Source organism: Coprococcus sp. TF11-13, assembly GCF_003481085.1.
In the GTDB taxonomy this organism is placed as follows: domain Bacteria; phylum Bacillota; class Clostridia; order Lachnospirales; family Lachnospiraceae; genus Coprococcus; species Coprococcus aceti.
Genome location: NZ_QUKK01000003.1, coordinates 197,511 through 223,823, shown reverse-complemented (window position 1 = coordinate 223,823; position 26,313 = coordinate 197,511). Strand labels below are relative to the sequence as shown.

The following is a 26,313-nucleotide window of genomic DNA, read 5'->3' as shown; positions in this document are numbered from 1 at the left end:
GGCTGTTTTCCTGCTCTACTCTTTGCCATCCCAGCAGTATGTACAAAGCTTGCACTTCTCAACTCCGCACGCCTCAAGCATATCGTCAAGTCTGTTGAATCTGAGTGATGTGAAATGCAGCTCCTTGCAGATCTCATCAACCATCTTCTCATACTTCTCTGAATCAGGATCTGTGTACTCCTGAAGTACCTCATCTGTCACATTTCCATTCTCAAGTCTCTCGATAACTCTTCTTGTTATAAGATCCATCTCTGATGATGATCTTGAGAAGTTAAGGTATTTACATCCGTATACAAGTGGTGGACATGCAGGTCTGATGTGCACTTCCTTGGCACCGCTGTCAAACAGATACTCGGTTGTCTCTCTGAGCTGTGTTCCACGCACGATGGAATCGTCTATGAGCAGAAGGCTCTTATCCTTTATAAGATCCTCAACTGCCAGAAGCTTCATCTTCGCGATGAGGTTACGCTGGCTCTGTATGGTCGGCATAAATGAACGTGGCCATGTCGGTGTGTACTTGATGAATGGTCTTGAGAAAGGTATTCCTGATTCATTGGCATAGCCGACTGCATGCGCTGTTCCTGAATCCGGAACTCCGGCTACGATATCAGGCTTAACGTTATCTCTCTTTGCCATGCTGGCTCCGCAGTTGTATCTCATCTGCTCTACACTCATACCCTCGTATGAACTTGCAGGGTAACCATAGTATACCCACAGGAAGGTACAGATCTTCATGTCCTTGCCCGGCTGCACAAGCGTCACGCAGTTTGACGGTGTGAGTACAACAACCTCACCAGGACCGAGTTCTTTATAGTCATGATAGCCAAGGTTCTTGTAGGCAAAGTTCTCAAATGACGCACAGAATGCACCATCTTTCTTGCCTATGACCACAGGAGTTCTTCCATACATATCCCTGGCTGCATATATTCCATTCTGGTTCATGAGCAGGAGTGACAGAGAACCATCTATCTTCTCCAGCGCATATCTTATTCCATCTATCAGATTATCCTTCTGGTTGATGAGGGCTGCCACAAGCTCTGTGCTGTTGATATCCCCTCCGCTCATCTCAAGGAAATGTGAATGTCCCTGATCAAATATCTCCTTGGATATCTCGTCAACATTGTTGATCTTGCTGACAGTTGTCAGAGCATATGTTCCGTGATGTGAACGCACTATGAGTGGCTGTGGCTCATAATCGGATATACATCCTATTCCAAAATAGCCCTTCATGTTCTGCATATCTTTGTCGAACTTTGTTCTAAATGGAGCATTCTCGATATTGTGTATGGATCTGTCAAATCCCTTATCTCCATACACTGTCATGCCTCCGCGTCTTGTTCCAAGATGTGAATGATAGTCTATTCCAAAGAACAGATCAAACACACAGTCATCTTTTGCCGCTACTCCAAAAAATCCACCCATTGTTTTCCTCCTGAAGTGATAAAAATTTGTCATTTTCGCAAACATATCTATATTAGCATAGTATCGGCGGTGATTACAATACCTTCATCGCCAACTTCACTATCCCCGCAATGAAGATCAGCACAGCCAGTCCGAAAAAGCAAACCTCCATCTCTCTGTACACCTTGTTTGACTTCTTCTCATAGGCCGTTCTCTTTTCCCTAGAGTATAAAAGTTTATACTCGCTACCGATAGAATGTTTCTTTCTGTTTATCTCCTGATTTACCATATAAGAATCCGGCTCACCGCTGTATGGATCGATATATTCCACTGTGGGTTGTGCATATCCCGGCAATTTTGTCCTGCCGGTCAGGGTATCGTATCCTATGATCTTTCCGGTTATTTCCTACATTTAACACATTCTCACTGTATATAAACCTTCTATCATTTAACCAACTACTGAAAAAGATCTGTATTCATACCAAAGACATCAATAACTTTCAAAATATCGGAAAGTTCATCCCTAAATTTCTGACGATACTCCTCCATGTCACCATTATCCCTGCCATTGTTACTAAGTTCAAATAAATCTCTGTCATTCTTTATCGCTACTGCCACCATATTGCCAGCGATCTGTATCTCCATAAATCCTTCAAGTCCCATAAGTCCCTGCATAAGCTGTGGCGTCAATACCCTCAAAGCAAGCTGGCTGTCAGAGGCATATATATCGAACCTGTTATCAAATGACGCGTTGCCCGTCATAAAACTGTTACGTGAATTCTCAGAACCCAATACTCTTGATAATATGCCACTTTTCTTTTCGTTTTTCATTCTTGGACTAATTCTCTCCTGGATCTGTACAAAACCATTAACATTCTTGTGGGAAGTAGCCATTATGAGCTGGCCTTTAAAATTAACAACATTATCGCCAGGAAACTCACCGTCCGGTGAACCCTTTGTTTCCGTTCTGAGTGTGAGATCACTGAATGTAAATTCTACTCCCCTGTATATTCCATGTATAAAGTCAGAACCATCCATATTATTAAATGAAGGAAGAATCGGACAATTATGTAAAAATGCCTCATTTGTATATCCATTTGGCATGTATTCAATCACATGCAAGCGCTCTCCAAGGACACTCCGTACAACATACTGTCCCATGAGTTCCTTGAGGTCTTTAAGTTTATTTGTCTCCATATATGAGAACAGGAAAAATCCGCCTACAAACAAAGCCGGAATCAGCAGCCAAGCAGAGTCTAATTCATAGCCATTTCTAGATACCACCATAAACGCAACAAATGGCGCAAATATTCCTATAAAAGAAACAATCTTAAACACCTTAAGCACTTTACATAGTTTGCGTTTTTCTAATATTTTCGATTCTATATTCTGATCCATCTTCTCATCTCCAAACTGTGATAAATACTCTATACGAATCTCAGCGCCTTACCGAACTTTTATCTCATAAAAAAATCGCCCTATACCGATATATAATATACCAGTATAAGACGAATTCAAACTTAATTAAAAAGATTTTCCCTGAATCCTAGCCGATGCTCTTAACGCTTTCTCCCTCTATCAGGGAATATGGCACTATCTCATGTTCACCATCTGCTGCATAATTTATATGCTTGAGCATGATGTCAACACTTCTCGATGCCATGATCTCTGTATTCTGTTTTATTGTTGTAAGTCTTGGTACACAGTATCCTGCCAGCTCTATTCCATCAAATCCAGTAACTGACAGCTCCTCCGGAATATGTTTGCCCAGATCAGCAGCCGCTCTCATGACGCCGATCGCTATCGTATCACTGAGAGCCATGATTGCTGTAACCTCCGGCTGTTCCTCCAAGAGACGCTTCGTGGCCTCATAACCTGCCTTCATAGAATACCTGCACGGAATATATGTAAACTCCGCCCGGTCATCATGCTGCCACTCATCTATAGCCCTCTTGCAGCCTTCATATCTATTGAAACTTATCTGTTTCTCGGACACTTGCCCTCCTATGACTCCGATGCGCCTGTGGCCTTTTTCAAGAAGATACCTTGTCATATCGTATGTCGCTGCCGTGTCATCTATCGTTATGGAGGATATGTTGTCATTTGCAAGAATATATCCGCTGGTTGTAATTATGACTCCAGGTATCTTCATCTCCTCCACACGTTCATCAAAAAGTGCAAGATTGGCACCCAAAAACATGATCCCCTTTGGATTCACGCTCCGAATTAGTTTGATGGCATACTCTATCTCATCACCATCCTCATCTATATATTCCACTATGACATCTTCATCATATCCCGCAAGCTGACTCTGTATGCGCTCTACTATATCTGCAAACAGCATGTTCTGGTTTCCTTTTATAATGACTACAACCGCCGATTTCGCTGCCATTTTGAGGTGCTTGGCATTGACATTTGGTTCAAACCCACTTTCCTCTATAACTCTAAGTATCTTCTCTCTGGCTGCGTCACTGACTCCGGTCTGATTGTTGATCACCCTGGACACGGTTCCGATACCATAACCTGATATACGCGCAATATCCTTTATTGTCATAAGCTGTATCCCACTTTTCTCTTTTATTCCCAATAATTATATTATCCCAATATGTGGAGGTCAAGAAAATACTCTACTTATCATTTCCCGGTAAATATTTTTAGAGAGTACTTTTTCACATCTTGCTTCTCCCGGTCATCAGTGTAAGGCTGCCTATTTCCTCTGCAAGATCATCATCCGTATCATCAGATATAGTTCGCCACCTCCAGTTATCGCCAACTGTGGATGGCTTATTCATCCTCGATTTATTGTCTAGCCCCAAATAATCCTGCATCGGTATAATACAAAGATCTGCAATACTTCTCATAGCAAGCGTGATAAATGGGACATTGATCAGACGGTCCGGTGTATAATGAGCTGCCATATAATCCCTTGCCATGTCTCTGGATCTCTGATCTATACTGCTCCACCAGCCAATAAGGGTCTCATTGTCATGGGTTCCCGTATATACAACACAATTTCGTATATAATTATGTGGAAGATAGTCAGATGCCGCCCCGGTGTCTCTCACATCAAAGGCAAACTCCACAACCTTCATTCCCGGAAATCCGGAATCATGCACAAGCTTTCTGACCGAATCAGTCACAAAACCAAGATCCTCGGCAATGACATCTCTCTTACCCAGAGCTTTTTCTATATTCCTGAACAGATCCATCCCAGGGCCCTTTTTCCACTTGCCATTCACAGCTGTTTCCTCACCATATGGAATGGCATAATATTCATCAAAGCCTCTGAAATGATCAATCCGGACTACATCATAAAGCTTATAGCTATGTCTCATTCTGGCTATCCACCAGCTGTAACCGGTCTGCCTGTTCAGCTCCCAGTCATATATTGGGTTTCCCCACAGCTGTCCGGTCTCCGAAAACCCATCAGGCGGACATCCGGCAACCTCGTATGGTCGCCTGTCCTCATCAAGCCTGAAAAGCTCCGGGTGTGCCCATACATCTGCGCTGTCCATAGCTACATAGATTGGGATATCTCCTATGATCCTTATATGGTTCTTGTTGGCATAGCTCTTTAGCGCATTCCACTGAGTATAAAACAAATACTGCATGTACTGCTGAAAATGTATCTCATCCGCAAGCTTAATCTGCATCTGTTGCACCGCATCAGGCTGCCTGTTTCTTATATCCTGCGGCCACTCTGTCCACGGAATTCCACCAAGCGAATCCTTTACAGCCATAAATAGTGAATAATCATATATCCACTCTTTGTTCTCATCCATGAACATGGAAAACTCCATGCTGTCAGTCATTTTCCATCTCTCATATGATTTTCTCAGGATTGGATATCTTCCTTCATATATTGTTCTATAATCCACATATCTGCCATCGTCGCCCCAGTCTATCTCTCTGCACTCGCGGTCTGTGAGCAGTCCCTGATCCACAAGTGTATCAAGATCTATAAAATATGGATTTCCAGCAAATGTCGAAAATGACTGATACGGCGAATCCCCATACCCGGTGGGCCCCATGGGAAGTATCTGCCAGTAACTCTGGTGTGCAGACCTAAGCCAGTCAACGAAACGATATGCCTCTTTTGAGAAGCTGCCAATTCCATACTTTGACGGGAGGCTTGATATAGCAAGCAGTATTCCTGCTGATCTTTCCATCTGAAATCTCTCCTTTTAACCAATTTCAGGCGGCTGCGAATCTCACAACCGCCTGTTTTTTACATTTAATAATATTATATTACTATCCCTTTACAGCACCAGCTGCAACACCCTTGATGATGTACTTCTGTGCACAGAGGTAGAATACAACAACCGGAATGATTGCCATAACAAGGCACGCCATGATCGCTCCCATATCTACTCTTCCGTAGCTGCCCTTCATATACTGGACAACTATAGATATCGTCTTGTATTTCTTGATGTCGAGTACCAGATATGGCAGAAGGAAATCATTCCATATCCACATAGCCTCAAGTATTCCTACTGATATGTAAGTAGGTTTCATGATAGGGATAACAACCCTGAAAAATGTCTTGAGCGGCGTACATCCATCTATCATCGCAGCCTCCTCGACCTCCAAAGGAATGGACTTGATAAATCCGCAGAACATGAATACTGCAAGACCTGTTCCAAATCCAAGATACACGATCACGATTCCCCATGGAGTATTAAGGTGAAGTGCATCCGCAGTTCCAGCCAAAGTAAACATAACCATCTGGAAAGGTATTACCATAGAGAACACGCAGAGCAGATATATGATCTTTGTCGCTATATTCTTGACTCTGGTTATATACCAGGCTGTCATAGAGCAGAACAGCAAAATTGCCACTACTGAGAGAACCGTTATCACAACTGTCCAGCCCACTGCCTTAATGAAATCATACTGTGTTATAGCCGTTTTATAATTGTCCAAGCCTATGTAGCTGTGCTCATTTGGCAGTTCAAATGTCTCCAGACTGATAAACGTCTTGGCTTTCAAAGAGTTTATAATTACAATTATTATCGGTGAAACAAATATTATGGAAATAATGGTAAAGAATAAGGTAGCCAGAATTCCCGTCAACGTTGGTTTTTCTTTCACTCTGTATACAGGCTTTTTATCCGCTGTATTTGCTGTTTTCTGTATCTTCGCCATTACTGCTGCACCTCCTTTGATCTTGTAATCTTAAGCTGTATGAGTCCTATCGCTACTACCAGTATGAAGAATACGACTGCCTTAGCCTGACCTACTCCCTCATATCCTACTCTTCCATAAAATGTCTCATATATATTGAGCGCTAGCATCTCTGTCTTATGGAGTGGCTCGCCTCCTGTGAGTGCCAGGTTCTGGTCAAACAATTTGAATGAGTTGGTTATTGTGAGGAATGTACATATAGTTATGGATGGCATCATGTTCGGGATCGTAACCCTGAAAAGTCTCTGTGTTCTATTTGCACCATCAATCATGGCTGCTTCCTGAATGTCTTCAGGAATTGCCTGAAGTCCTGCAATATAAACGATCATCATATATCCTATCTGCTGCCAGCACACCAGTATAACCAATCCCCAGAAACCGAGGACTTCATTGAGCTTCAGGGCTGTATCAAACTTTGAGAATATGGCATCGAATATAAGCTGCCATACATATCCAAGTACGATACCACCTATAAGATTCGGCATAAAGAATACCGTTCTGAATATATTAGTTCCTTTGATCTTCTGTGTAAGTGCCAGTGCCACAAGAAATGCAAGAACATTTATAAGCACAAGTGTGACAATCGCAAATAATGTTGTAAACTTAAATGCATCCGGGAATGTTGAGTCCTTGAATGCGTCTATATAATTCTGAAATCCTACAAATTCAGCGTCCCTTATGGTCGTGAACTTACAGAAGGACAGATATATTCCCTCGGCAAATGGCACGATAAATCCTATTAGAAACGCAGCCATTGTCGGTATCAGAAACACCGGCCAATATCTTTTTATCGTTTTCTCCATAATTTTTTTGATAACCTCCACTCTGTTGCATATCAATTTTCTTTCCAATATCTTCTGAGTCTAAAAATGGATATGTAGACATATTTGCATATGAATACATATCCATCTCTAGTCTGGCACCTCTGGGTATGAGCTGCCTTTGCAAAGCTGTTAGTCTTTCTGGTGTCCTGCAGCTTACAGGACTTTATTCATATTTTAAGTTGGTTTTATTTTGTGATGTTTTTTTATTTTAGGGTTGTGTACTATTGTTTATTTGTTAATATGTTTTATTTTGACTTTGCTGCAGCTGCCTCTTTAGCCCATCCATCTACAAATGCGCTCTTTACAAGATCCCAGTTGGCATCTGTCTGATCTGCCGCATATGTTGTAAGTGCTGATCCGAGGTCGTTCTTCCACTGCTCTGATGGCATTGTTGTGAAGTTCCAGCTTACAGGTGTCTTGCCCTCTGCTACATACTGATTTGCGATGTTTACAAGAAGGTTTGTTGACTCAATGTTCTTCTTGAATGGTGTTACAAATCCCATTCCATCAGCTCCTGATGGCATAGCACCCTCTGAACCACAGATTGCCTTAAGTGCGGTGTCATCTGTAGCACACCACTCCATGAAGTCAAGAGTTGCCTGGATGTCTTCCTCTGAAGCCTTAGCATTTACACACCAGTAATTCTCACTTCCTGTACAGAGTCCCTGATTCTCCTCACCATCTACTCCGATATAGATAGGGAGCATTCCGAGGTTGTCATCGCCAATTGATGATACATCTGAGTATGCCCATGTACCATTCTGATAAAATACTGCCTGTCCTGAAACAAACTCTGCAACCGCATCATCACCAGTCTTTGTGCTGAGCTGCTTTGGATCGGTTGTTGAGTTGTTGATGTACAGATCCCATACATTTTTGTAATTATCAAGATATGTACCCTTGATCGCATCTGTAGTATCGATTCCATCAGCCTTGTACTCATAGTAGATTGGAAGATTTGCAAGATGTGTCTTGAATCTCCAGTCTGATGATCCGTCCATTCCAGCTGATGTGAATGCTGAGAATCCTAATTTGTCTGAGTTAGCTGTTATATCCTCTGCCACCTTCTTGAGGTCTGCAAATGAATTGATATCATCCTCTGTGTATCCAGCTTTGCTTAAAAGCTCTTTGTTGTAAATGATTCCGTATGACTCTATAACATATCCGATTCCTGCAACCTTATCGCCATCCTTAAGTGCAAAGTCCTCAGATGTGAGTTCTTTATACACCTGTGATGATCCAAGATCATAACAATAGTCCTTCCAAGAAGCAAGACCAACCGGTCCATTTACCTGGAACAGGGTAGGTGCTTCTGACTTGCCCATCTCACTCTTAAGAGTAGTCTCGTACTGACCAGAAGCTGCTGTAACTACCGTAACATCAACGCCTGTCTTCTCTGTGTACACCTTAGCAAGCTCCTGCCACTGTGTATCCTGCTCCGGCTTGAAGTTCAAATAATATACAGAGCCCTTTGCTTCTGTCTTCTTTCCTGTGTCTGCTGAGTCTCCTGAGCCACATCCTGTCAACATGGTTCCTGCCATCATAAGTGACAGTCCAAGTGCCGCAATACCTTTCTTGTTCATATTGGTTCCTCCCATAAAATAATAAAAATTTTTCCTTCAGTCATCTCTTATACGAGCTGCTTAATGGTTACTTTATTTTTTTCGGAAACGTTTTTGGAACCGTTTCCATTTGATATATCTTATATTAGTTGTTTATGTGCAAAATGTCAATACTAATTTTAATTTTTTTATCACTTTTTGTGTTTTTTTACATAGCTTGCCATTCAGGTTACATAAAAATGTATAATTTTTGTCATATTCTATCCTTTCTGAATACTATAAATAGAACAACTATTAAATTTGAAAGGACTATCCTATGAAATGCTACAATAACTGTTCTCCGGGCAGACCTGACTGCCGTGACAACATCTGCACTATAGATCTCCGGGAGAAAGCGTTACAGAACCACAATTACCGTGAGACCGTGTGGACCGGCTGTTTCATGCAGATGACCGTCATGTGTATACCTGCCTGCTCAGATGTAGGTTTAGAGATCCATGATAATACCGATCAGATCATCAGGGTCGAACAGGGACAGTGTTCAGTCAGAATGGGCTGCTGCCCAAACGAACTGTGCTTCCGTCAGAATCTTTGTGCAGGAGAATGCGTCTGTATACCAGCCGGCACATGGCACAACATCATCAACATTGGCAATAATCCACTGAAACTCTCATCCATATACGCCCCACCACATCATCCCAGGGGAGAGACACAGACCACCAAAGCCAGGGCTATGGGAATGGATTGCTAGTATCTTTTCCTGCGACATGAAGTAGATGCCACTATAGAATCAAATAAAAAAGACACCAAATGCTGCCTGCCCGTCTGACATTGGGCAAGCGACATTTAGTGTCTTTGCTGCTACTACTATACTTTATTGTTTTCTCTGTGTCATCACTGCATTGGAAAAACTGTATCACATTTCAATCATGAGATCACATTTCTCCTACTCATTCTCATCCTCTTCCTCTTCATACCAATCGTCCTCATATCCATCTTCCACATAGTCTATGTCATACTCATCGGCTTTGTCTGCTTCTTCATCGCTCAGTTTAGCATATATTCTTCCATCGTCCCAATCATCTGGCATATAGAGATGCGGCTCATTGTCCCCCCACTTATATGAATGTATCACCTTAACGTCAGACAGATCCAGGACGGACTCCATCAATATTGACTTCATATAGTTCTTCACCGTTTCCGGCGCAAGATTGACAAATTCCACTATCGGGTATCTCTGAAAACGGATAGCATTGGTCGATGTCCCATACCCTGAATTCTCAAAGCTGGCATTTACCGGTCTTTCATTTACACTGAGTGATATATTTGTAACAGTGCATACCTCTCGTTTATCAAAAACATATATTTTACCCTCGCTGGTCAGTACCTGTACACGACCATCATTTATTCTGACCTTATCAATACTTCCTGTTTCTCTTTTTGTTTTTTCTACACCTGTTGTTTTTCTTGTTAATGGCATAATGTTCTCCTCCTGTAAAACAAATTTTTAATGTCATGCTTTGTATTCCGTACGGTATATCCAATAGTACACACTGACCTTTTTTTACTCAACGTCTGGGTAGATTTTTTTATCCCTCTGGGTAGACCTCCGATATGTCATTTTCTTGTTTTTTTGTGCATGGGGTAGATGGCATCCCTATCTGCCATGCCTATGTTTCTTATTTCATTTATATATGGGGGAGAATTGCTGCCTTGTTTCTTATTATTGTTTTGTAAATTTTGTATAGTATAGTTTCAGACGGTTTTTCAGATTTTTAGTGATTATTTTTTATATAAACAGAAAATCCCGGTGCATCATTTTTTCGATACACCGGGATCTTATACATCTTTTATGAATATGATGAAAGAAATTGTTTTGTCCTCTCCATCTTCGGATTGTCAAATACCTGGTCAGGTCTTCCCTGCTCAAGTATATATCCATCATCCATGAATATGACCTGACTTGCAACATCCTTTGCAAATGCCATCTCATGGGTAACAATTATCATGGTTGTCTTTTTGTCTGCAAGGTTTCTGAGAACCTTAAGTACCTCTCCTGTGAGCTCCGGATCAAGAGCCGATGTAGGTTCATCGAAACACAGGATGTCCGGCTGCAACGCAAGCGCCCTTGCTATAGCAACTCGCTGGCACTGTCCGCCTGAAAGCTGGTGAGGATAGTTGTTCATTCTGTCCTCAAGTCCCATCTGGCGTAGAAGTTCCTCTGCCTGAACTCTTATCTCATCGAGTATATTCTTCTTATTTACTTTGAAATCCGGTCTCTCCTTTGCAAGAAGCTCTCTTGCAAGCATTACGTTCTGAAGCGCAGTGTACTGTGGAAAGAGATTAAATGACTGGAACACAAGTCCAAAATGCAGTCTCTTCTTGCGCACCTCCGACTCCTTGAGTGTCTCCGGCTTGTCAGTGTCAAGCAGGATTTCATCATTTACACGGATAACTCCATTGTCCGGCATCTCCAGAAAGTTCAGACAGCGAAGAAGTGTTGTCTTTCCACTTCCTGATGATCCTATGATAGAAAGGACCTCGCCCTGCTCCAGAGAAAAGCTTATATCCTTGAGCACATCTGTCTTGCCAAACTTCTTTTTTATATGTTCAACCTCTAATATAGCCATTTGCGGCTCCTCCTATTTAATATGTATCGCCCCTCTGCTCCGCAGCGGGGCAGGTCGTCGGAGCCGATTCCGAGTATGAACTGCGTTCATTGCGGCTCCTCCTATCTAAAAAAATCAAGTTTCTTCTCTAATTTGCCAAGTAAAACTGTGAGTACGCCATTCCATATCAGATAGTAGAATGCGCAGAAGAAGAGTGGCCATATCGCACCAGAGATTCCCTGTGAACCCTTCATGAATGCCTGTCCTGCCCAGATTATCTCCTGAAGTGCGATGATACGGGCAAGGGACGTATCCTTGACCAGAGTTATGATCTCGTTGGACATCGCCGGAACTATCTTCTTTATCATCTGCAAAAGCTTGACCTTGAAGAATATCTGCTTTGGAGTCATGCCAAGCACAAGTCCGGCTTCCTCCTGTCCTACAGGAATACCCTGGATACCTCCACGGTAAATCTCTGAGAAATAGCAGGCATAATTCACTATGAACGACACCGATGCCGCTACAAATCTTCCGCCTTCGCCGCCGCCCCATACCGGGTTGTGGAATACAAGTCCCGGGAAATAATATATGATTAGCAGCTGTATCATAAGTGGTGTACCTCTCACTATCCATACAATGAACTTCATAAGATAGCTGAGCGGTTTAAACTTTGACATGGAACCGAGTGCTATGAGAAGTCCAAGTGGAAATGCACCGAGCAATGTCACGAAGAACAATTTTAATGTCTGTATAAATCCTGTATTAAGAGCTCCAAGTACGACCGGGAGCTGTTCAAAAAACAAATCCATAATAATTTTTCTCTCTAAGTGATGGTAAAAATACTAATTATATCTTATCTATTACTTTGCAAGTGCAGCCTGTACCTTATATGTCTCAGCACACTTCTCCATTGAACCGTCAGCCTTACTGTCTGCAAAGAACTTGTTGAGCTCAGCTACAAGATCTGAGTCCTTTCTGAAGCCAACGCCATACTCCTCGCTGTTGAGACCTACGGTATATGTGAGCTTGTCATAACCTGTTCCCTCACCAACCATAGCTGCTGCCATAAGCGAATCAATGATCGCTGCATCTGATGTTCCAGCTGCAACTTCCATGAGTGCATCTGCCTGTGCCTTTACAGCTGTATAGTTGAGACCAAGCGCCTTGGCCTGATCCTCGCCTGCGCTTCCTGCCTCTACAGCAAATGTAAGCTCCTTGATGCTGTCTACTGTCTGATACTTGTCTGCCTTATCTTTTGGCACGATAACTACCTGAGCATTGTTGCAGTATGCATCTGAACATGCCATTGAGCTTGTAACCTCATCTGTAAGTGTCATACCATTCCATACACAGTCGATGGTCTTGCCGTCAAGCTCCATGATCTTGTTGTCCCAGTCTATCTCTACGAACTCTGCCTTTACGCCAAGGCTCTCTGCAAATGCTGATGCCATATCTGCGTCAAATCCGATCCAGTTGCCTGACTCATCCTTGTAATCCATCGGTGCGAAGTCTGTAACGCCGACAACGAGAGTTCCCTTATCCTTTACATACTCCAGATCACTCTTTGACTCACTCTTAGATCCGTTATCAGATCCGCCACATCCAACCAGTGAAAGTCCCATTGCTGCCACTAAGAGCAGTGATAATAACTTTTTCATACTTTTTTCCTCCTGAAATATACTTAAATATACTTGGCAGATGCATGAAACACACTACACTGGGCATCTGCATGATATACAGCCCTATTAGGGCACAACACGGTAACATAGTAACAGTTTATCATGGTAAAGTCAAATCTAAGATTATGAAAAAACATGTAAATATATTATGTAATAATAATAACCACAGAAGATCTTACTCTTCTGTGGTCAGGATGCTCACCATCTGGAATTATTTTACATACGCTCTGTCAATATGTATCACACAATAGTAATTTTTATTGTACTCACTAACTTTTTCCTTGATATAGGCTATTATCTGTTCTTCTGACATTTGATATCCATGTGGCAAAACCACATCAAAAATCAAATTGGAATGTGTTGAACCCTTTACCATTCTAAAGTCGTGAAACTGAACATTTTCATTTTTTCTGCTATCCTTATTAAGTGATTCTATAATTTCAGTGATCCGCGCTTTCGCAGCATTTGTCTCCTCATCGTCATCTACTATCGGGTCCATGTGAATGACTGGCTCACAATTTAGTTCTTTTCTGAGAGAGAATTCTATCTGATCGATCAGATCATGCAGTTCAAGAATATCTTCCTTATAAGGAACTTCTGCGTGCAAGCTGACCATAAGTCTGCCAGGTCCATAATCATGGACCACAAGATCATGAATACCAAGGATCCTTTTATCACACCTCACGATCTTCTCGATCTCATCCACAAGGTCTGGTTCCGGTGCCTGACCAAGCAATGGGCTGACCGTATCCTTCATTGCAGTGATGCCAGCTATGAGTATCATTACGCCCACCAATAACCCGCAATATCCATCTATAGGTATTTTCCAGAAATGAGCAGCAAGTGCAGATGCAAGAACAACCATTGTGGAAAATGTATCAGATAAACTGTCTTTCGCCGTCGCTATCATGGTCGCACTCTCTATCTTTCTGCCTATACTCCTGTTGTAGAAATACATATATATCTTTACTCCAATTGAAACAACGAGTATAACGGCAACTAGACTGCTGAATTTTGGAAGTTCCGGATGTAGGATCTTTCCGATTGAATCTTTAATAAGCTCGTAGGCCATCAATATGATCATGACTGCTACAAATAAGCCCGATATATACTCTATTCTTCCATGTCCAAACGGATGATCCGGGTCCGGTTTTCTGCCAGATAACTTAAAGCCTATCATAGATATAAACGAGCTTCCTGCATCTGATAAATTGTTGAACGCATCCGCCGTGATCGAGATGGCACCCGAAAGTAATCCAGCGAAGAATTTTCCCAGAAACAATAATACATTCAAAAATATACCAACAGCTCCGCAAAGAACACCATATTTCTCCCTCACCTTGCTATCCTTATAATTATCTGATTTGATCCACAACTTCGACAATAATGTCACCATATCTTTTGTTCCTCCTAATCTGAATCTCAAAAGTTCTGAAAAAAAGAACCCACAAAAGCGTTGGACTTCTGCGGGTTCTTGATATATCTGAAATGATATATAATTATCTCTTTGAGAACTGTGGAGCACGACGAGCGGCCTTGAGACCGTACTTCTTTCTCTCCTTCATTCTTGGATCTCTTGTAAGGTATCCAGCCTTCTTAAGGATTGGTCTGTACTCAGCATCAACCTCAAGGAGTGCTCTTGAAATACCATGTCTGATAGCTCCAGCCTGACCTGTGAAACCACCACCACATACGTTAACGAGTACATCGTACTTGCCCTCTGTGCCTGTAGCAACGAGTGGCTGCTTTACGATAACCTTGAGTGTATCAAGGCCAAAGTACTCATCCATATCCTTCTTGTTTATAACGATCTTACCAGTACCTGGAGTGATGTAAACTCTGGCGATACTGCTTTTTCTTCTTCCTGTTCCATAGAACTTTGTTGTCTTAGCCATCTGTTAATCTCCTCCTTCTTAGTACTTAATCTCTAATACTTCTGGCTTCTGTGCCTGATGCTTGTGATCTGCACCAGCGTATACGTGAAGCTTTGTGATCATCTCTCTGCCAAGTGGTCCCTTTGGAAGCATTCCCTTAACTGCAAGGTAGATAACATCCTCTGGCTTCTTAGCCATCTTCTCACGAAGAGTTGTCTCTTTCATACCACCTACATAATCTGAGTGGTTGTAGTATACCTTCTGATCTAACTTCTTACCAGTTACCTGGATCTTGTCAGCGTTTACTACTATTACATAATCACCTGTATCAATGTGTGGTGTATATGTTGGCTTGTTCTTTCCTCTTAAAATGCTTGCGATCTCTGATGCAAGACGACCTAAAGTATGTCCTGTAGCGTCAACTACATACCACTTTCTCTCTATTGTTGATGGGCTTGCCATAAAGCTCTTCATCGTGGTACCTCCTAAATTATTCTTTTATAATCTTCTTTACTAATGTATATTCAGCACATTCCTTACCGGGGCATTGGTTCGAAACACACTTATAAACTTCGCATACTTTGCAAGTATATTATAATTACATTTTGTTGTCAACTATTTTTTCAACAAAAATATCCGGCGATACATGTGCACCGCCGGATACCATATTATCATTCATTCTTCTGTCTGTAAATACTATCTTTTATTTAGAAATCCACCTCTGTGTCATAGTAGCAGCACTTCAGCAGCTTCTCCATCTCCTCCTGGCTTGGCTGTCTTGGGTTGGAGCCTGTACATGCATCAAGTATCGCATTTGCAGCGATCTCAGGAAGTCTCTCAAGGAATACGTCCTCCGGAACAAAGCCCTGCTCACATGGATAGCTGTCAGATCCGTAATTCTTGATACAATGAGGAATGTTCAGCTCGTCATTCATCTTGCGCAGATACGCAATAAGAAGGTCTACCTTCTCGTCGAGTGTCTCACCGCCAAGTCCCATGAAGTCCGCTATCTCTCCGTAACGAACCTTTGCGGTCTCATCCTTTGCATTGAAAGCTATAACCTTTGGCAGATACATTGCATTTGCTGCTCCGTGGATGATATGTGCGCCATAGTCAGCAAATGCTGCTCCGGTCTTGTGAGCCATCGAATGAACTATTCCGAGAAGCGCATTGGAGAATGCCATACCTGCAAGACACTGTGCATTGTGCATTGCGTCTCGCTTCTCCATGTCTCCGTTATATGATCCAACCAGATCATTCTGGATCATCTTGATGGCATGAAGTGCCAGTGGATCTGTGAAATCGCAGTTTGCTGTCGATACATAAGCCTCGATTGCATGTGTCATGGCATCCATACCTGTGTGAGCAACCAGCTTCTGAGGCATGGTCTCTGCCAGCTCAGGATCTACGATCGCAACATCAGGTGTAATCTCAAAATCAGCTATCGGATACTTGATTCCCTTCTCATAATCTGTGATGATCGAGAACGCGGTAACCTCTGTTGCAGTTCCTGATGTTGAAGAAATAGCGCAGAAATGAGCTTTCTTTCTAAGTTCAGGTATTCCAAATACCTTACACATATCCTCAAATGTCGCATCAGGATACTCATACTTTATCCACATAGCCTTTGCTGCATCTATAGGTGAACCACCGCCGATGGCCACTATCCAGTCTGGCTCAAATTCAAGCATGGCTGCTGCACCCTTCATAACCGTCTCTACTGAAGGATCTGGCTCAATTCCCTCAAATAACTTAACTTCCATTCCAGCTTCCTCAAGGTACTGAACTGCCCTGTCAAGGAATCCAAATCTCTTCATGGATCCGCCTCCAACACAGACCATAGCTCTCTTACCCTTGAATGTTTTGAGTGCCTCCAAAGCACCTTTTCCGTGATATAAATCTCTTGGTAATGTAAATCTTGCCATCGTTTGCCCTCCTAAAATCAAAATAAAAAAAGCCAATCATGTTATCTTCACTGAAACACCTTGAAATATTCCGAACACTTCGAAACAATTCCTGACATATCCGTCATGTATCAGCATTTCAATGTAATTATAACATGATTGGCTCTTGTTTTCATTATTTTTTGTGCATTTCACACAATGTTTTTCATCTATTTTCCACTGTTTTGCTAGATGTTTTCCACTTTTCATTCTTATTTCTAGATTATTTCAAGTCCACTTTTCCAAATTATTATATACAAAATATAACCACGCTGTTTTATGAACTGCCAATATATTATTAGCAATTTTATCTTATCCCGGCAAATATTATACGTCTACAGCCGTTTACGTTTACAGATATTTTATCTCCACAAGAGTAAGCCCCTTTGCTTCGGCTTTCGGTCCTGCTTTCGTCCTATCCTTCGCCGCAAGTATTGACTCCATACAGTCCTCTGGCCAGATTCCAAGGCCTATCTTCATCAAAGTTCCCACTATGATACGGACCATATTGTACAGGAAACCATTTCCGCTTATCCTTATATGTATCATATCACCAACTTTATCTATGGTTATATCTGTTATTGTACGGACTGTATTCTCTACCTGTGATCTTGTTGAACAGAAGCTCTTGAAATCGTGCTCTCCTACCAGAACAGCCGCAGCTCGTTTCATCTTATCTATATCAAGCGGATAATAGACGAATGTCGAGTAAAGACGCTCCGTCGGCATATCAAATCTTCTGTTTAATATCTTGTATTCATATGTCTTGATCGTATCACAGTATCTCGGATGAAAATCGTCCGCCACCTGGCAGGACTCTTGTATCCTTATGTCTTCCGGAAGCCGCTGATTAAGCGCAAATGAAAACTTTTCTCCTGGTATCCCTGATTCAGTATCAAATACCGCCACATTTCCCAGGGCGTGCACTCCGGAATCCGTCCTACTAGCTCCTATCACCTTTATATTCTCGTGGCAGAGTTCGCTGAGAGTCTTATTCAGGACCTCCTCCACAGTTATTCCATTTATCTGGACCTGCCATCCGCAATAATTTGTTCCATCGTAGGCTACGATCAATTTTACTCTCTTCATATTCATACTAGGGATGTATCTGACACATCCGTATCCTTTTCTATATTATCGATGTATCTGAATTACGCTCCAATTCTTAATCAAGCCCGATCGTCATTGACTCTGTAATATTTAAAACAAATCTATATACAAACGACTTTTGATCCCGAAGTGCGCATGTATCCCGAAATAAGATTGCAGGATTTCCTACATCACACATCTGTATACTATCATGCATCCCAGATACACCAACACTATAGCATAACTTACATAGTCTGTTCCACTGTATTTTAACGGATTCATGCGGCTCCTGCCTTCGCTGCCGTCAAAACATCTGGCATCCATGGCCTGGGCAAGATCTGTGGCCCTCCTTATCGCCGATACAAATAATGGTACAAATACAGGTACATAACTCTTTATCCTCTTGAATATATTGCCACTCTCGAAGTCCGCACCTCTGGAAAGCTGTGCCTTCATGATCTTATCCAGCTCCTCCATAAATATCGGGATAAATCGCAATGCGATCATAAGCATCATGGCCATATCAGACACCGGAACCTTTATTTTCTTCAAGAATCCCAGACTGCTCTCCAGTCCATTTGCCAGATTCATCGGTCTTGTAGTGTACGTCATGACAGATGAGCCTATTATGAGGTATACAAGGCGTATAACCACAAGCACCGTAGTCATCACACTGTTATCTGTTATGCGAAGTCTGTGCCAGCTCCAAAGTACCCGTCCGTCCCCGTTGAACACGCTGAATATTGCTGTAAACAGAATAAACATCCATATGACCTTCAGTCCCCTGCAAATGTATGTTATCGGCACCCTGCTCACCGCCACATATATACAGAGGAATGCCGTTGCGGCAAGTATCATGATCCAGTCCTTGCAAAGAAACAGCGATATGGCATATAGAAATGTTATTGCAAGCTTTGTTCTCGGATCCATTCTATGTATCACAGAGTTGCCACTGTAATATTGTCCTATTGTAATATCTCGTATCATCCTTAAATCTCCTATCCGGGCATCATTAGTGCTCAACTGAATAGCCAATACCGCTCTACATTTTAGCTCCATCAGGGACATCTATACCATACTGTTCAAGTAAGCTCCTGTCCTCAAAGAACTCACCTGTCCCTCCATCATACATGATCTTTCCGCAATCCATAAGCAGAATCCTCTCTGACATCTCATACACATCCTCCATGTCGTGGGATACCAGTATGATCGTCACATTTTTCTCTCTGTTGAGCTTTCTGACGAGATTCCATAACTGCTCCCGGCTCTCTCCGTCAAGCCCACATGCAGGCTCATCAAGGATCAATACGTCTGGCTCATATGCCAGTATTCCCGCTATTGCCACCCTCTTTTTCAAACCACCGGACAATTCGAATGGAGAATACTCCGCATATTTCTCCGGTACTCCCACCAACTCAAGCGCCTTTCTGGCAGCATCCTCAGCCTCTTTCTTTGACATTCCAAAGTTTATCGGGCCATACATTACATCCTTGAGCACCGTATTCTCAAACAACTGGGACTCAGGGAACTGAAATACATACCCTATCCTCCTGCGGATATCCTTGATATTTCTTACACTCTGCACATCCGTATCATACAGATATACCTTGCCACTCTGTGGAACTATCAGCTTATTTATCATTTGAAGCAGTGTACTCTTTCCCGAGCCGGTCTGCCCTATTACAGCGACAACCTGTCCTTCATATATCTTGATGTTTATATCAGAAAGCGCCTGAAATGACTCATTTCCATTCACATACGAATATGATACATTCTGAAGCTCAACTATACATTTTTCTGAATTATCTGCAGTCTTCTCATCCTCAGCATGATTACTCTGCGCATTGTTCATATCGCTGCTTATATCCATATGCCTGTTCTTATATTTATAGCAGATATCGATCGGTATTCCGGCCCTACGCTTCATATCAACCGGTATCTCCAGTCCATAGCTCTTAAGCCAGTCAACATCTGTGAATACATCTCCAGATGTACCCTCTGCCACGATCCTGCTATTATCCAATATGTATACTTTATCCGCCATAAGTGCCTCAGCTATCCTGTGAGTCACCATTATTACGGTTATTTTCTTTTCTTTGTTCAATCTCTGCACAAGCTCCAGCATATCCTTTGCTCCCTGCGGGTCAAGCATGGATGTCGCCTCGTCTAGCACTATACAATCCGGAGTCATCGCCATGGACGATGCGATTGCAAGCCGCTGTTTCTGTCCACCGCTTATTCTTGACGTATTAGCATACTTATAGGCTGTGAGCCCTGTGAGCTCCAGCATCTCATCTATCTTCTTCCATATATCTTCGCTGGAGACGCCAAGATTCTCCAGCCCAAATCCTATATCCTCAGCGAGGGTGTTGCCGACTATCTGGTTATCGGGATTTTGAAACACCATTCCTACCTGTCGTCTGACGGATGTAAGCTCTCCCATCTCCGCCATGTCTTTTCCACCTATGACTATCGAACCCTCATGCGGTGCAAGCAGTCCATTCAAATGTCTTGCAAACGTAGACTTCCCTGAACCGTTTCTGCCAAGGATCGCGATTATCTCCCCCTTGTCGGCAAGAAAATCTACATCCTTTATTGCCCAGTTCTCCCCTATCTTATTGCCGTCTTTGTCCTTTATATTAAATTTATGAGATAGTCCTTTTACATTTATGAAGCTCATAATCTTTCCAATCTATATCAATGAAATCTCTCTATATTTCACTAAATTTTATTAAAAAACAGGGCCGCCGTACACGAACGTAAACTAATACGTCTATGTACTGCAGCCCTGTTTATTTATCTGTATAATATCAATCTATCAATCGATTATACTAACTCGAGAATAACCTCAAGAGCCTGATCACCCTTACGCTGACCGATCTTGATGATTCTTGTGTAACCACCCTTACGTCCTGCGTACTTTGTACCATACTCATCGAATAACTTCTGTGTTAAGTCGATCTTCTTAGTACCGGCCTTCTTACCAGCAGCATCTGTAGGAACTTCAACAACTGGATATAAAACCTTGAGCATCTCTCTTCTGGCATGAAGTCTTGAAGGCTGATCCTTCTTAACTGTCTTCTCAACTGTGTCGTATACTGTAACCTTCTTACCGTCTACAACTTCCTTGATTCTCTTGCCATCTTTATCCTTCTTAGCAACCTTAGCCTGAACTGTAACCTCATCGTAGTTGTCCTTCTCAGCAACTGCTAAAGTGATGAGCTTCTCTGCGATCTTAACAACTTCCTTAGCTCTTGCCTCTGTTGTCTTGATCTTTCCATGATACAGTAACTGAGTTACCTGGTTACGAAGTAATGCGTTTCTCTGTGCGCTTGCTTTTCCAAGCTTTCTATACTTTGCCATTTTAATTATCCTCCTATACCCTTTGCGGGTCTTCACTGTGCTTACTATTATTCAGCTTGAGTGGTATACGGGAACTGCTATTAGTCCTCGTTCTGATTAAGTGATAAGCCTAACTCCTTAAGCTTAGCTAATACTTCATCCAGTGACTTACGACCAAGGTTACGAACCTTCATCATATCCTCTGGTGTCTTGTTTATAAGTTCCTGAACTGTGTTGATGCCAGCTCTCTTCAAACAGTTGTATGAACGAACTGATAACTCGAGCTCATCGATATTCATCTCAAGAACCTTTTCCTTCTCGTCTGTTGTGCTCTCAACCATAACATCTACAAGACGTGCGTTCTCTGATAAATCTACGAACAGCTTCAAGTGCTCTACCAGAAGATTTGCAGCAAGACTTACTGCCTCATCTGGAGCAAGAGCTCCGTTTGTATATACATCAAGAGTTAACTTATCATAGTCAGTAACCTGACCAACACGTGTATTCTGAACTGTAAGGTTTACTCTTTCAACAGGGGTGAAGATTGAGTCAATAGCGATGACATCAATTGGTGCATCTGCTTCCTTGTTCTTGTCAAGGCTTACATATCCACGTCCGTTGACAATTGTAAGCTCCATCTCAAGCTTTGCGTCCGGACCACTAAGGTTTGCGATTACAAGATCAGGATTTACAATCTCTATATCTCCGTCAACCTTGATATCTCCTGCCTTAACAACGCGCTCACCAACAACATCGATGTATGCCTGCTTTGGCTCAAATGTATCTGAGTTATTCTTGATAACGACATTCTTGATGTTCATTATTATCTCAGTAACATCCTCTTTTACACCTGGTATTGAGCTGAACTCGTGTAAAACACCCTTTATCTTAACGTGGCTTACAGCGGTACCTGGTAATGAAGAAAGCATTATTCTTCTAAGTGAGTTACCAAGTGTTATACCGTAACCTCTCTCTAAAGGCTCGATTACAAACTTGCCATATTTGTTGTCATCTGAAGTCTCAACGATCTCGATTTTTGGTTTTTCAAACTCAAACATCTAAGCCCCTCCTTTACGGGTTTTAAAATGCTACACTCCAAGTTACAAAATGTATAAATAAAGAACAAATCTTACTTAGAATATAACTCGACGATGAGAGTCTCATTTACAGGAACATCGATCTGCTCTCTGCTTGGCTTCTCTACAACTTCACCTGCGAGGTTATCTCTGTCTGCTGTTAACCAACCTGGTACGAGAACACCCTCTGTTGCAGCCATGATATCCTTGTATCTCTGAAGAGACTTGCTCTTCTCTCTGATCTCGATCTTATCGCCTGGCTTAACTGAGTATGAAGGGATGTTTACACACTTGCCATTTACAAGTACGTGCTTGTGATCTACGATCTGTCTAGCCTCTCTTCTTGTTCTTGCAAAGCCTAATCTGAAGATGATGTTGTCAAGTCTAAGCTCAAGTAATGTCATGAGGTTAGGACCTGTTAATCCCTTCTGCTGCTCAGCCTTTGCATAAAGGTTACGGAAAGGCTTCTCAAGTACACCATAAATGAACTTAGCCTTCTGCTTCTCGCGGAGCTGAAGTCCATACTCGCTCTGCTTTCTATTTGATCTGTTTGGTCTTCTGTTTGACTTCTTGTCTATTCCGAGATACATTGGCTCCATGCCTAAAGATCTGCATCTCTTAAGAACTGGGGTTCTATCTACTGCCATCTTGTTTGTACCTCCTCTAATTAAACTCTTCTTCTCTTTGGTGGACGACATCCGTTATGTGGAACCGGAGTAACATCCTTGATACTAACTACATCTATACCACATGCTGAGAGTGCACGAATTGCAGCCTCTCTTCCTGAACCTGGTCCCTTGACAAATACGTCGATTGTCTTGAGTCCGTAAGGTGCAGCAGCCTTTGCGGCTGTCTCTGCAGCCATCTGAGCAGCATATGGAGTTGACTTCTTAGAACCCTTAAATCCTAATCCACCAGCGCTTGCCCATGAAAGCGCATTGCCTTCAGCGTCTGTTAATGTAACAATTGTATTATTGAAAGATGACTGAATATGAGCCTGTCCGTGCTGTACGCTCTTTCTGACACGCTTCTTAGCCACTTTTTTAGTTGCCTGCTTAGCCATTAGCCTAAACCTCCTATGGTTTTTTACAAATATATTCTATAAATATTACTTCTTCTTATTAGCAACAGTCTTCTTAGGACCCTTACGAGTTCTAGCGTTAGTCTTAGTCTTCTGTCCACGAACAGGAAGTCCCTGTCTATGACGCTTACCACGATAGCAAGCAATCTCCTGTAAACGCTTAATATTGAAGCCTATCTCTCTACGTAAATCTCCCTCTACTACCTGAGTTGCCTTGATAACCTCGCTGAGTCTTCTAACCTCATCGTCAGTCAGATCTGCGCAACGTGTATCAGGATTAACGTTTGCTTCCTTAAGAATACGCTGTGATGAAGGAAGTCCGATACCATAGATATAAGTAAGACCAATTTCAACACGTTTCTCTCTTGGTAAATCAACACCTGAAATACGAGCCATTATAATAACCTCCGTAAAATCTTCTTTTAAGCTGAATCCACAAATGTATCCCATAGCACACGCTATGGGGTGAAATGCATACACCGCAAACTTCAACTAAGTTGTATATTTCTATAATTGTATTGGCATATCTACGTATGCCACAGCCGCTTTTAAATAATACAGTACATTAGATATATGTACTGACGCACGAAAATAAGTATACTTCCGGATGGGCTATCATCCATATACTTCTTTTCCTTTTTTGATTAACCCTGACGCTGCTTGTGCTTTGGATTCTCGCAGATAACTCTAACGATTCCCTTTCTCTTGATAACTTTGCACTTATCGCAGATAGGTTTTACTGATGCTCTAACCTTCATTAGAAACTCTCCTTTCAAAAAAAGTCCGCTACGAATTAGCATTCTATCATTTTCATTGATAAAATGCAATAGGGAAATTCATTTTTTTATTATTTATCTCTCCAAACGATTCTTCCCTTGGTAAGATCGTATGGTGATAACTCTATTGTAACTTTGTCGCCAGGAAGAATCTTTATATAATTCATTCTCAGCTTTCCACTTATATGAGCAAGAACCTTGTGTCCATTCTCAAGTTCTACCTGAAACATGGCATTTGGAAGTTTCTCAACTACTGTTCCTTCTACTTCAATTACATCTGCTTTTGACATTTTCAAAAATCCTCCTATATATATAAATCAACTTATGAGTTCTCCATGATATAATGAATATGTCATCGTGCTTACGAACGACGACATATGATATCACATCTACAGCTCAATTCCATCGGCCCTTGAAAGTATCTCAGGCTCTCCATCTGTTATAAGTATTGTATTCTCATAATGTGCCGCCAGTGATTTGTCTGCGGTGACGACCGTCCATCCATCCGGCATCCACTTCACTTCGTAATCGCCAAGTGTGATCATCGGTTCTATCGCTATCGTCATTCCTGCTTTCAGCTTCGGTCCTCTTCTTCTTGTTGCGAAGTTTGGGACCTCCGGCTCTTCATGAAGATTTTTTCCAACTCCATGTCCCACCAGATCGACAACAACTCCAAGTCCACACTCATCGGCATAGGACTCGACCGCTATTCCTATATCCCGCACATGATTTCCCGCACGGGCCGCTGACAGTCCTTCAAAGAAGCTTTGCTTCGTTGCCTCTATGAGATACTTTGCCATATCAGATATCTCGCCAACTCCATATGTTCTGGCTGAGTCTGAATGGTAACCCTTATAGATAACACCGGCATCAAGACTTACTATATCTCCATCCTGAAGCACTCTGTTCTTTGATGGAATTCCATGTACCACCTCATCATTTACAGATACACACACCGACGCCGGATATCCCTGATAGTTCAGAAATGATGGTTCACAGTGATAACTTCTGATAACCTCTTCACCGAGCTTATCTATATCATATGTGGTCATTCCCGGCTTCAATGCTTTTCTCATCTCCTCATGAGTTATCGCCAGAATTCTTCCAGCCTCTCTCATAAGCTCAATCTCTTCCTGGGATTTTATGGAAATACCCTTCATATTTACTCACCTAATATATCAGTGATAGCAGCGAATACATCCTTCATATCTACGGTTCCGTCAACCTCTTTCAGGATGCCCTTTGCCTTGTAGTAATCGATGAGAGGCTGTGTCTGCTCATGATATACATTAAGTCTCTTCTCTACTGTCTCTGGCTTATCATCGTCTCTAAGGATGAGATCAGCTCCACATGCATCACACTTGCCCTCAACTTTTGTTGGGTTGTATACGATATGGTATGTTGCTCCACAACCTACACATGCACGTCTGCCTGACATTCTCTCGATGATATTCTCATCAGGTACCTCAACATTGATAGCGTAATCAACTGAATCGCCGATTGCTGAGAGTGCCTTGTCAAGTGCCTCTGCCTGTGGGATAGTTCTTGGGAATCCGTCAAGGATATATCCCTTTGCACAGTCATCAGCCTTGAATCTATCTATTACCAAGTCGACAACGAGCTCATCTGGTACAAGAAGTCCCTTATCCATGTACTCCTTTGCCTTTGCACCAAGCTCTGTGCCGTTCTTTATGTTCGCTCTGAATATATCTCCTGTTGAGATATGTGGTACGCCGTACTTTGCAGCGATCATCTTTGCCTGTGTTCCCTTGCCTGCGCCCGGTGCGCCTAACATGATTATCTTCATATATTCAACCTCCATTTTTTTGAACGTTTCCCATTCTTATCAAATACTATTCTCTCTATAATACAC

General features: G+C 42.2%; 29 protein-coding genes. 1 reads left to right on the top strand and 28 read right to left on the bottom strand.

What is annotated here, in order from left to right; translation table 11 throughout:
- Nucleotides 1-15: 15 nt before the first annotated feature.
- From DXD11_RS07575 to DXD11_RS07540, 8 genes are all read right to left on the bottom strand, one after another.
- Nucleotides 16-1,422 carry an amidophosphoribosyltransferase gene (locus DXD11_RS07575; protein ID WP_117874582.1) on the bottom strand — a complete coding sequence of 469 codons (1,407 nt, stop codon included), beginning with the start codon at nucleotides 1,420-1,422 and terminating at the stop codon, nucleotides 16-18.
- A 73-nt stretch (nucleotides 1,423-1,495) separates the two neighbouring features.
- A complete protein-coding gene (locus DXD11_RS07570) occupies nucleotides 1,496-1,756 on the bottom strand; it encodes a hypothetical protein (RefSeq protein ID WP_118649699.1) in 261 nt (86 codons plus the stop codon).
- Nucleotides 1,757-1,857: 101 nt separating this feature from the next.
- Nucleotides 1,858-2,799 carry a DUF3137 domain-containing protein gene (locus DXD11_RS07565; protein WP_117874580.1) on the bottom strand — a complete coding sequence of 314 codons (942 nt, stop codon included), beginning with the start codon at nucleotides 2,797-2,799 and terminating at the stop codon, nucleotides 1,858-1,860.
- A 148-nt stretch (nucleotides 2,800-2,947) separates the two neighbouring features.
- Entirely contained in the window at nucleotides 2,948-3,955 is a 1,008-nt protein-coding gene (locus DXD11_RS07560) for a LacI family DNA-binding transcriptional regulator (protein ID WP_243105834.1), read from the bottom strand.
- Between the two features lie 115 nt (nucleotides 3,956-4,070).
- A complete protein-coding gene (malQ, locus tag DXD11_RS07555) occupies nucleotides 4,071-5,570 on the bottom strand; it encodes a 4-alpha-glucanotransferase (protein ID WP_055146495.1) in 1,500 nt (499 codons plus the stop codon).
- 82 nt (nucleotides 5,571-5,652) lie between these two features.
- On the bottom strand, nucleotides 5,653-6,546 hold the full coding sequence (locus DXD11_RS07550) for a carbohydrate ABC transporter permease (protein ID WP_117550678.1): 894 nt from the start codon (nucleotides 6,544-6,546) through the stop codon (nucleotides 5,653-5,655).
- On the bottom strand, nucleotides 6,546-7,388 hold the full coding sequence (locus tag DXD11_RS07545) for a carbohydrate ABC transporter permease (RefSeq protein WP_117874577.1): 843 nt from the start codon (nucleotides 7,386-7,388) through the stop codon (nucleotides 6,546-6,548). Before DXD11_RS07545 ends, DXD11_RS07550 begins: the two co-directional genes overlap by 1 nt.
- A gap of 266 nt (nucleotides 7,389-7,654) precedes the next feature.
- Complete coding sequence (locus DXD11_RS07540) at nucleotides 7,655-8,992, bottom strand: ABC transporter substrate-binding protein (RefSeq protein WP_117550682.1); 1,338 nt, start codon at nucleotides 8,990-8,992, stop codon at nucleotides 7,655-7,657.
- Between the two features lie 295 nt (nucleotides 8,993-9,287).
- Between DXD11_RS07540 and DXD11_RS07535 the strand changes: the two genes are divergently transcribed.
- Nucleotides 9,288-9,722 (top strand): cupin domain-containing protein, encoded by a 435-nt coding sequence (locus DXD11_RS07535; RefSeq protein WP_243105833.1) that lies wholly within the window; start codon nucleotides 9,288-9,290, stop codon nucleotides 9,720-9,722.
- Nucleotides 9,723-9,917: 195 nt separating this feature from the next.
- Here DXD11_RS07535 and DXD11_RS07530 read toward each other — a convergent pair whose 3' ends face one another.
- From DXD11_RS07530 to DXD11_RS07435, 20 genes are all read right to left on the bottom strand, one after another.
- The gene (locus tag DXD11_RS07530; RefSeq protein WP_015533808.1) at nucleotides 9,918-10,451 is read right to left on the bottom strand and encodes a hypothetical protein; all 534 of its coding nucleotides are present in this window, start codon (nucleotides 10,449-10,451) and stop codon (nucleotides 9,918-9,920) included.
- Between the two features lie 370 nt (nucleotides 10,452-10,821).
- Complete coding sequence (locus tag DXD11_RS07525; RefSeq protein ID WP_004850188.1) at nucleotides 10,822-11,601, bottom strand: amino acid ABC transporter ATP-binding protein; 780 nt, start codon at nucleotides 11,599-11,601, stop codon at nucleotides 10,822-10,824.
- Nucleotides 11,602-11,702: 101 nt separating this feature from the next.
- Nucleotides 11,703-12,389, bottom strand: coding sequence for an amino acid ABC transporter permease (locus DXD11_RS07520; RefSeq protein ID WP_004850185.1), 687 nt, complete (start codon nucleotides 12,387-12,389; stop codon nucleotides 11,703-11,705).
- Nucleotides 12,390-12,440: 51 nt separating this feature from the next.
- Nucleotides 12,441-13,238 carry a transporter substrate-binding domain-containing protein gene (locus DXD11_RS07515; RefSeq protein WP_022058703.1) on the bottom strand — a complete coding sequence of 266 codons (798 nt, stop codon included), beginning with the start codon at nucleotides 13,236-13,238 and terminating at the stop codon, nucleotides 12,441-12,443.
- Between the two features lie 232 nt (nucleotides 13,239-13,470).
- Nucleotides 13,471-14,655, bottom strand: a complete 1,185-nt coding sequence (locus DXD11_RS07510; RefSeq protein ID WP_118758089.1) for a cation diffusion facilitator family transporter — start codon at nucleotides 14,653-14,655, stop codon at nucleotides 13,471-13,473.
- 103 nt (nucleotides 14,656-14,758) lie between these two features.
- Nucleotides 14,759-15,154: a 30S ribosomal protein S9 gene (rpsI, locus tag DXD11_RS07505; RefSeq protein WP_004850181.1), complete on the bottom strand. Its 396-nt coding sequence runs from the start codon at nucleotides 15,152-15,154 to the stop codon at nucleotides 14,759-14,761.
- A gap of 18 nt (nucleotides 15,155-15,172) precedes the next feature.
- Nucleotides 15,173-15,607 carry a 50S ribosomal protein L13 gene (gene rplM, locus DXD11_RS07500; RefSeq protein ID WP_004850178.1) on the bottom strand — a complete coding sequence of 145 codons (435 nt, stop codon included), beginning with the start codon at nucleotides 15,605-15,607 and terminating at the stop codon, nucleotides 15,173-15,175.
- A 233-nt stretch (nucleotides 15,608-15,840) separates the two neighbouring features.
- Nucleotides 15,841-17,058, bottom strand: coding sequence for an iron-containing alcohol dehydrogenase (locus tag DXD11_RS07495; protein WP_015533805.1), 1,218 nt, complete (start codon nucleotides 17,056-17,058; stop codon nucleotides 15,841-15,843).
- 369 nt (nucleotides 17,059-17,427) lie between these two features.
- A complete protein-coding gene (truA, locus tag DXD11_RS07490) occupies nucleotides 17,428-18,165 on the bottom strand; it encodes a tRNA pseudouridine(38-40) synthase TruA (RefSeq protein WP_117874640.1) in 738 nt (245 codons plus the stop codon).
- Between the two features lie 186 nt (nucleotides 18,166-18,351).
- A complete protein-coding gene (locus DXD11_RS07485; RefSeq protein WP_015533803.1) occupies nucleotides 18,352-19,152 on the bottom strand; it encodes an energy-coupling factor transporter transmembrane component T family protein in 801 nt (266 codons plus the stop codon).
- Nucleotides 19,153-19,207: 55 nt separating this feature from the next.
- Nucleotides 19,208-20,845: an ABC transporter ATP-binding protein gene (locus DXD11_RS07480; protein WP_118758088.1), complete on the bottom strand. Its 1,638-nt coding sequence runs from the start codon at nucleotides 20,843-20,845 to the stop codon at nucleotides 19,208-19,210.
- Nucleotides 20,846-20,991: 146 nt separating this feature from the next.
- Entirely contained in the window at nucleotides 20,992-21,528 is a 537-nt protein-coding gene (locus tag DXD11_RS07475; protein ID WP_015533801.1) for a bL17 family ribosomal protein, read from the bottom strand.
- Between the two features lie 80 nt (nucleotides 21,529-21,608).
- On the bottom strand, nucleotides 21,609-22,565 hold the full coding sequence (locus DXD11_RS07470) for a DNA-directed RNA polymerase subunit alpha (protein WP_015533800.1): 957 nt from the start codon (nucleotides 22,563-22,565) through the stop codon (nucleotides 21,609-21,611).
- Between the two features lie 71 nt (nucleotides 22,566-22,636).
- The gene (gene rpsD, locus DXD11_RS07465; protein WP_015533799.1) at nucleotides 22,637-23,230 is read right to left on the bottom strand and encodes a 30S ribosomal protein S4; all 594 of its coding nucleotides are present in this window, start codon (nucleotides 23,228-23,230) and stop codon (nucleotides 22,637-22,639) included.
- Nucleotides 23,231-23,250: 20 nt separating this feature from the next.
- On the bottom strand, nucleotides 23,251-23,646 hold the full coding sequence (gene rpsK, locus DXD11_RS07460) for a 30S ribosomal protein S11 (RefSeq protein WP_004850165.1): 396 nt from the start codon (nucleotides 23,644-23,646) through the stop codon (nucleotides 23,251-23,253).
- A 45-nt stretch (nucleotides 23,647-23,691) separates the two neighbouring features.
- Nucleotides 23,692-24,060 (bottom strand): 30S ribosomal protein S13, encoded by a 369-nt coding sequence (rpsM, locus tag DXD11_RS07455; RefSeq protein WP_015533798.1) that lies wholly within the window; start codon nucleotides 24,058-24,060, stop codon nucleotides 23,692-23,694.
- Between the two features lie 248 nt (nucleotides 24,061-24,308).
- Nucleotides 24,309-24,422 carry a 50S ribosomal protein L36 gene (gene rpmJ, locus DXD11_RS07450; protein ID WP_015533797.1) on the bottom strand — a complete coding sequence of 38 codons (114 nt, stop codon included), beginning with the start codon at nucleotides 24,420-24,422 and terminating at the stop codon, nucleotides 24,309-24,311.
- Between the two features lie 89 nt (nucleotides 24,423-24,511).
- Nucleotides 24,512-24,730, bottom strand: coding sequence for a translation initiation factor IF-1 (infA, locus tag DXD11_RS07445; RefSeq protein WP_004850160.1), 219 nt, complete (start codon nucleotides 24,728-24,730; stop codon nucleotides 24,512-24,514).
- Nucleotides 24,731-24,829: 99 nt separating this feature from the next.
- Entirely contained in the window at nucleotides 24,830-25,600 is a 771-nt protein-coding gene (map, locus tag DXD11_RS07440; RefSeq protein WP_015533796.1) for a type I methionyl aminopeptidase, read from the bottom strand.
- A gap of 2 nt (nucleotides 25,601-25,602) precedes the next feature.
- The gene (locus DXD11_RS07435; protein ID WP_022216653.1) at nucleotides 25,603-26,247 is read right to left on the bottom strand and encodes an adenylate kinase; all 645 of its coding nucleotides are present in this window, start codon (nucleotides 26,245-26,247) and stop codon (nucleotides 25,603-25,605) included.
- Nucleotides 26,248-26,313 lie beyond the last annotated feature (66 nt).

Coding starts and splice junctions, on each gene's coding strand:
- DXD11_RS07575 (WP_117874582.1), bottom strand. CDS start 1,422: ATGGGTGGATTTTTTGGAGTAGCGGCAAAAGATGACTGTGTGTTTGAT.
- DXD11_RS07565 (WP_117874580.1), bottom strand. CDS start 2,799: ATGGATCAGAATATAGAATCGAAAATATTAGAAAAACGCAAACTATGT.
- DXD11_RS07560 (WP_243105834.1), bottom strand. CDS start 3,955: ATGACAATAAAGGATATTGCGCGTATATCAGGTTATGGTATCGGAACC.
- malQ (WP_055146495.1), bottom strand. CDS start 5,570: ATGGAAAGATCAGCAGGAATACTGCTTGCTATATCAAGCCTCCCGTCA.
- DXD11_RS07550 (WP_117550678.1), bottom strand. CDS start 6,546: ATGGCGAAGATACAGAAAACAGCAAATACAGCGGATAAAAAGCCTGTA.
- DXD11_RS07545 (WP_117874577.1), bottom strand. CDS start 7,388: ATGGAGAAAACGATAAAAAGATATTGGCCGGTGTTTCTGATACCGACA.
- DXD11_RS07540 (WP_117550682.1), bottom strand. CDS start 8,992: ATGAACAAGAAAGGTATTGCGGCACTTGGACTGTCACTTATGATGGCA.
- DXD11_RS07535 (WP_243105833.1), top strand. CDS start 9,288: ATGAAATGCTACAATAACTGTTCTCCGGGCAGACCTGACTGCCGTGAC.
- DXD11_RS07530 (WP_015533808.1), bottom strand. CDS start 10,451: ATGCCATTAACAAGAAAAACAACAGGTGTAGAAAAAACAAAAAGAGAA.
- DXD11_RS07525 (WP_004850188.1), bottom strand. CDS start 11,601: ATGGCTATATTAGAGGTTGAACATATAAAAAAGAAGTTTGGCAAGACA.
- DXD11_RS07520 (WP_004850185.1), bottom strand. CDS start 12,389: ATGGATTTGTTTTTTGAACAGCTCCCGGTCGTACTTGGAGCTCTTAAT.
- DXD11_RS07515 (WP_022058703.1), bottom strand. CDS start 13,238: ATGAAAAAGTTATTATCACTGCTCTTAGTGGCAGCAATGGGACTTTCA.
- DXD11_RS07510 (WP_118758089.1), bottom strand. CDS start 14,655: ATGGTGACATTATTGTCGAAGTTGTGGATCAAATCAGATAATTATAAG.
- rpsI (WP_004850181.1), bottom strand. CDS start 15,154: ATGGCTAAGACAACAAAGTTCTATGGAACAGGAAGAAGAAAAAGCAGT.
- rplM (WP_004850178.1), bottom strand. CDS start 15,607: ATGAAGAGCTTTATGGCAAGCCCATCAACAATAGAGAGAAAGTGGTAT.
- DXD11_RS07495 (WP_015533805.1), bottom strand. CDS start 17,058: ATGGCAAGATTTACATTACCAAGAGATTTATATCACGGAAAAGGTGCT.
- truA (WP_117874640.1), bottom strand. CDS start 18,165: ATGAAGAGAGTAAAATTGATCGTAGCCTACGATGGAACAAATTATTGC.
- DXD11_RS07485 (WP_015533803.1), bottom strand. CDS start 19,152: ATGATACGAGATATTACAATAGGACAATATTACAGTGGCAACTCTGTG.
- DXD11_RS07480 (WP_118758088.1), bottom strand. CDS start 20,845: ATGAGCTTCATAAATGTAAAAGGACTATCTCATAAATTTAATATAAAG.
- DXD11_RS07475 (WP_015533801.1), bottom strand. CDS start 21,528: ATGGCAAAGTATAGAAAGCTTGGAAAAGCAAGCGCACAGAGAAACGCA.
- DXD11_RS07470 (WP_015533800.1), bottom strand. CDS start 22,565: ATGTTTGAGTTTGAAAAACCAAAAATCGAGATCGTTGAGACTTCAGAT.
- rpsD (WP_015533799.1), bottom strand. CDS start 23,230: ATGGCAGTAGATAGAACCCCAGTTCTTAAGAGATGCAGATCTTTAGGC.
- rpsK (WP_004850165.1), bottom strand. CDS start 23,646: ATGGCTAAGCAGGCAACTAAAAAAGTGGCTAAGAAGCGTGTCAGAAAG.
- rpsM (WP_015533798.1), bottom strand. CDS start 24,060: ATGGCTCGTATTTCAGGTGTTGATTTACCAAGAGAGAAACGTGTTGAA.
- rpmJ (WP_015533797.1), bottom strand. CDS start 24,422: ATGAAGGTTAGAGCATCAGTAAAACCTATCTGCGATAAGTGCAAAGTT.
- infA (WP_004850160.1), bottom strand. CDS start 24,730: ATGTCAAAAGCAGATGTAATTGAAGTAGAAGGAACAGTAGTTGAGAAA.
- map (WP_015533796.1), bottom strand. CDS start 25,600: ATGAAGGGTATTTCCATAAAATCCCAGGAAGAGATTGAGCTTATGAGA.
- DXD11_RS07435 (WP_022216653.1), bottom strand. CDS start 26,247: ATGAAGATAATCATGTTAGGCGCACCGGGCGCAGGCAAGGGAACACAG.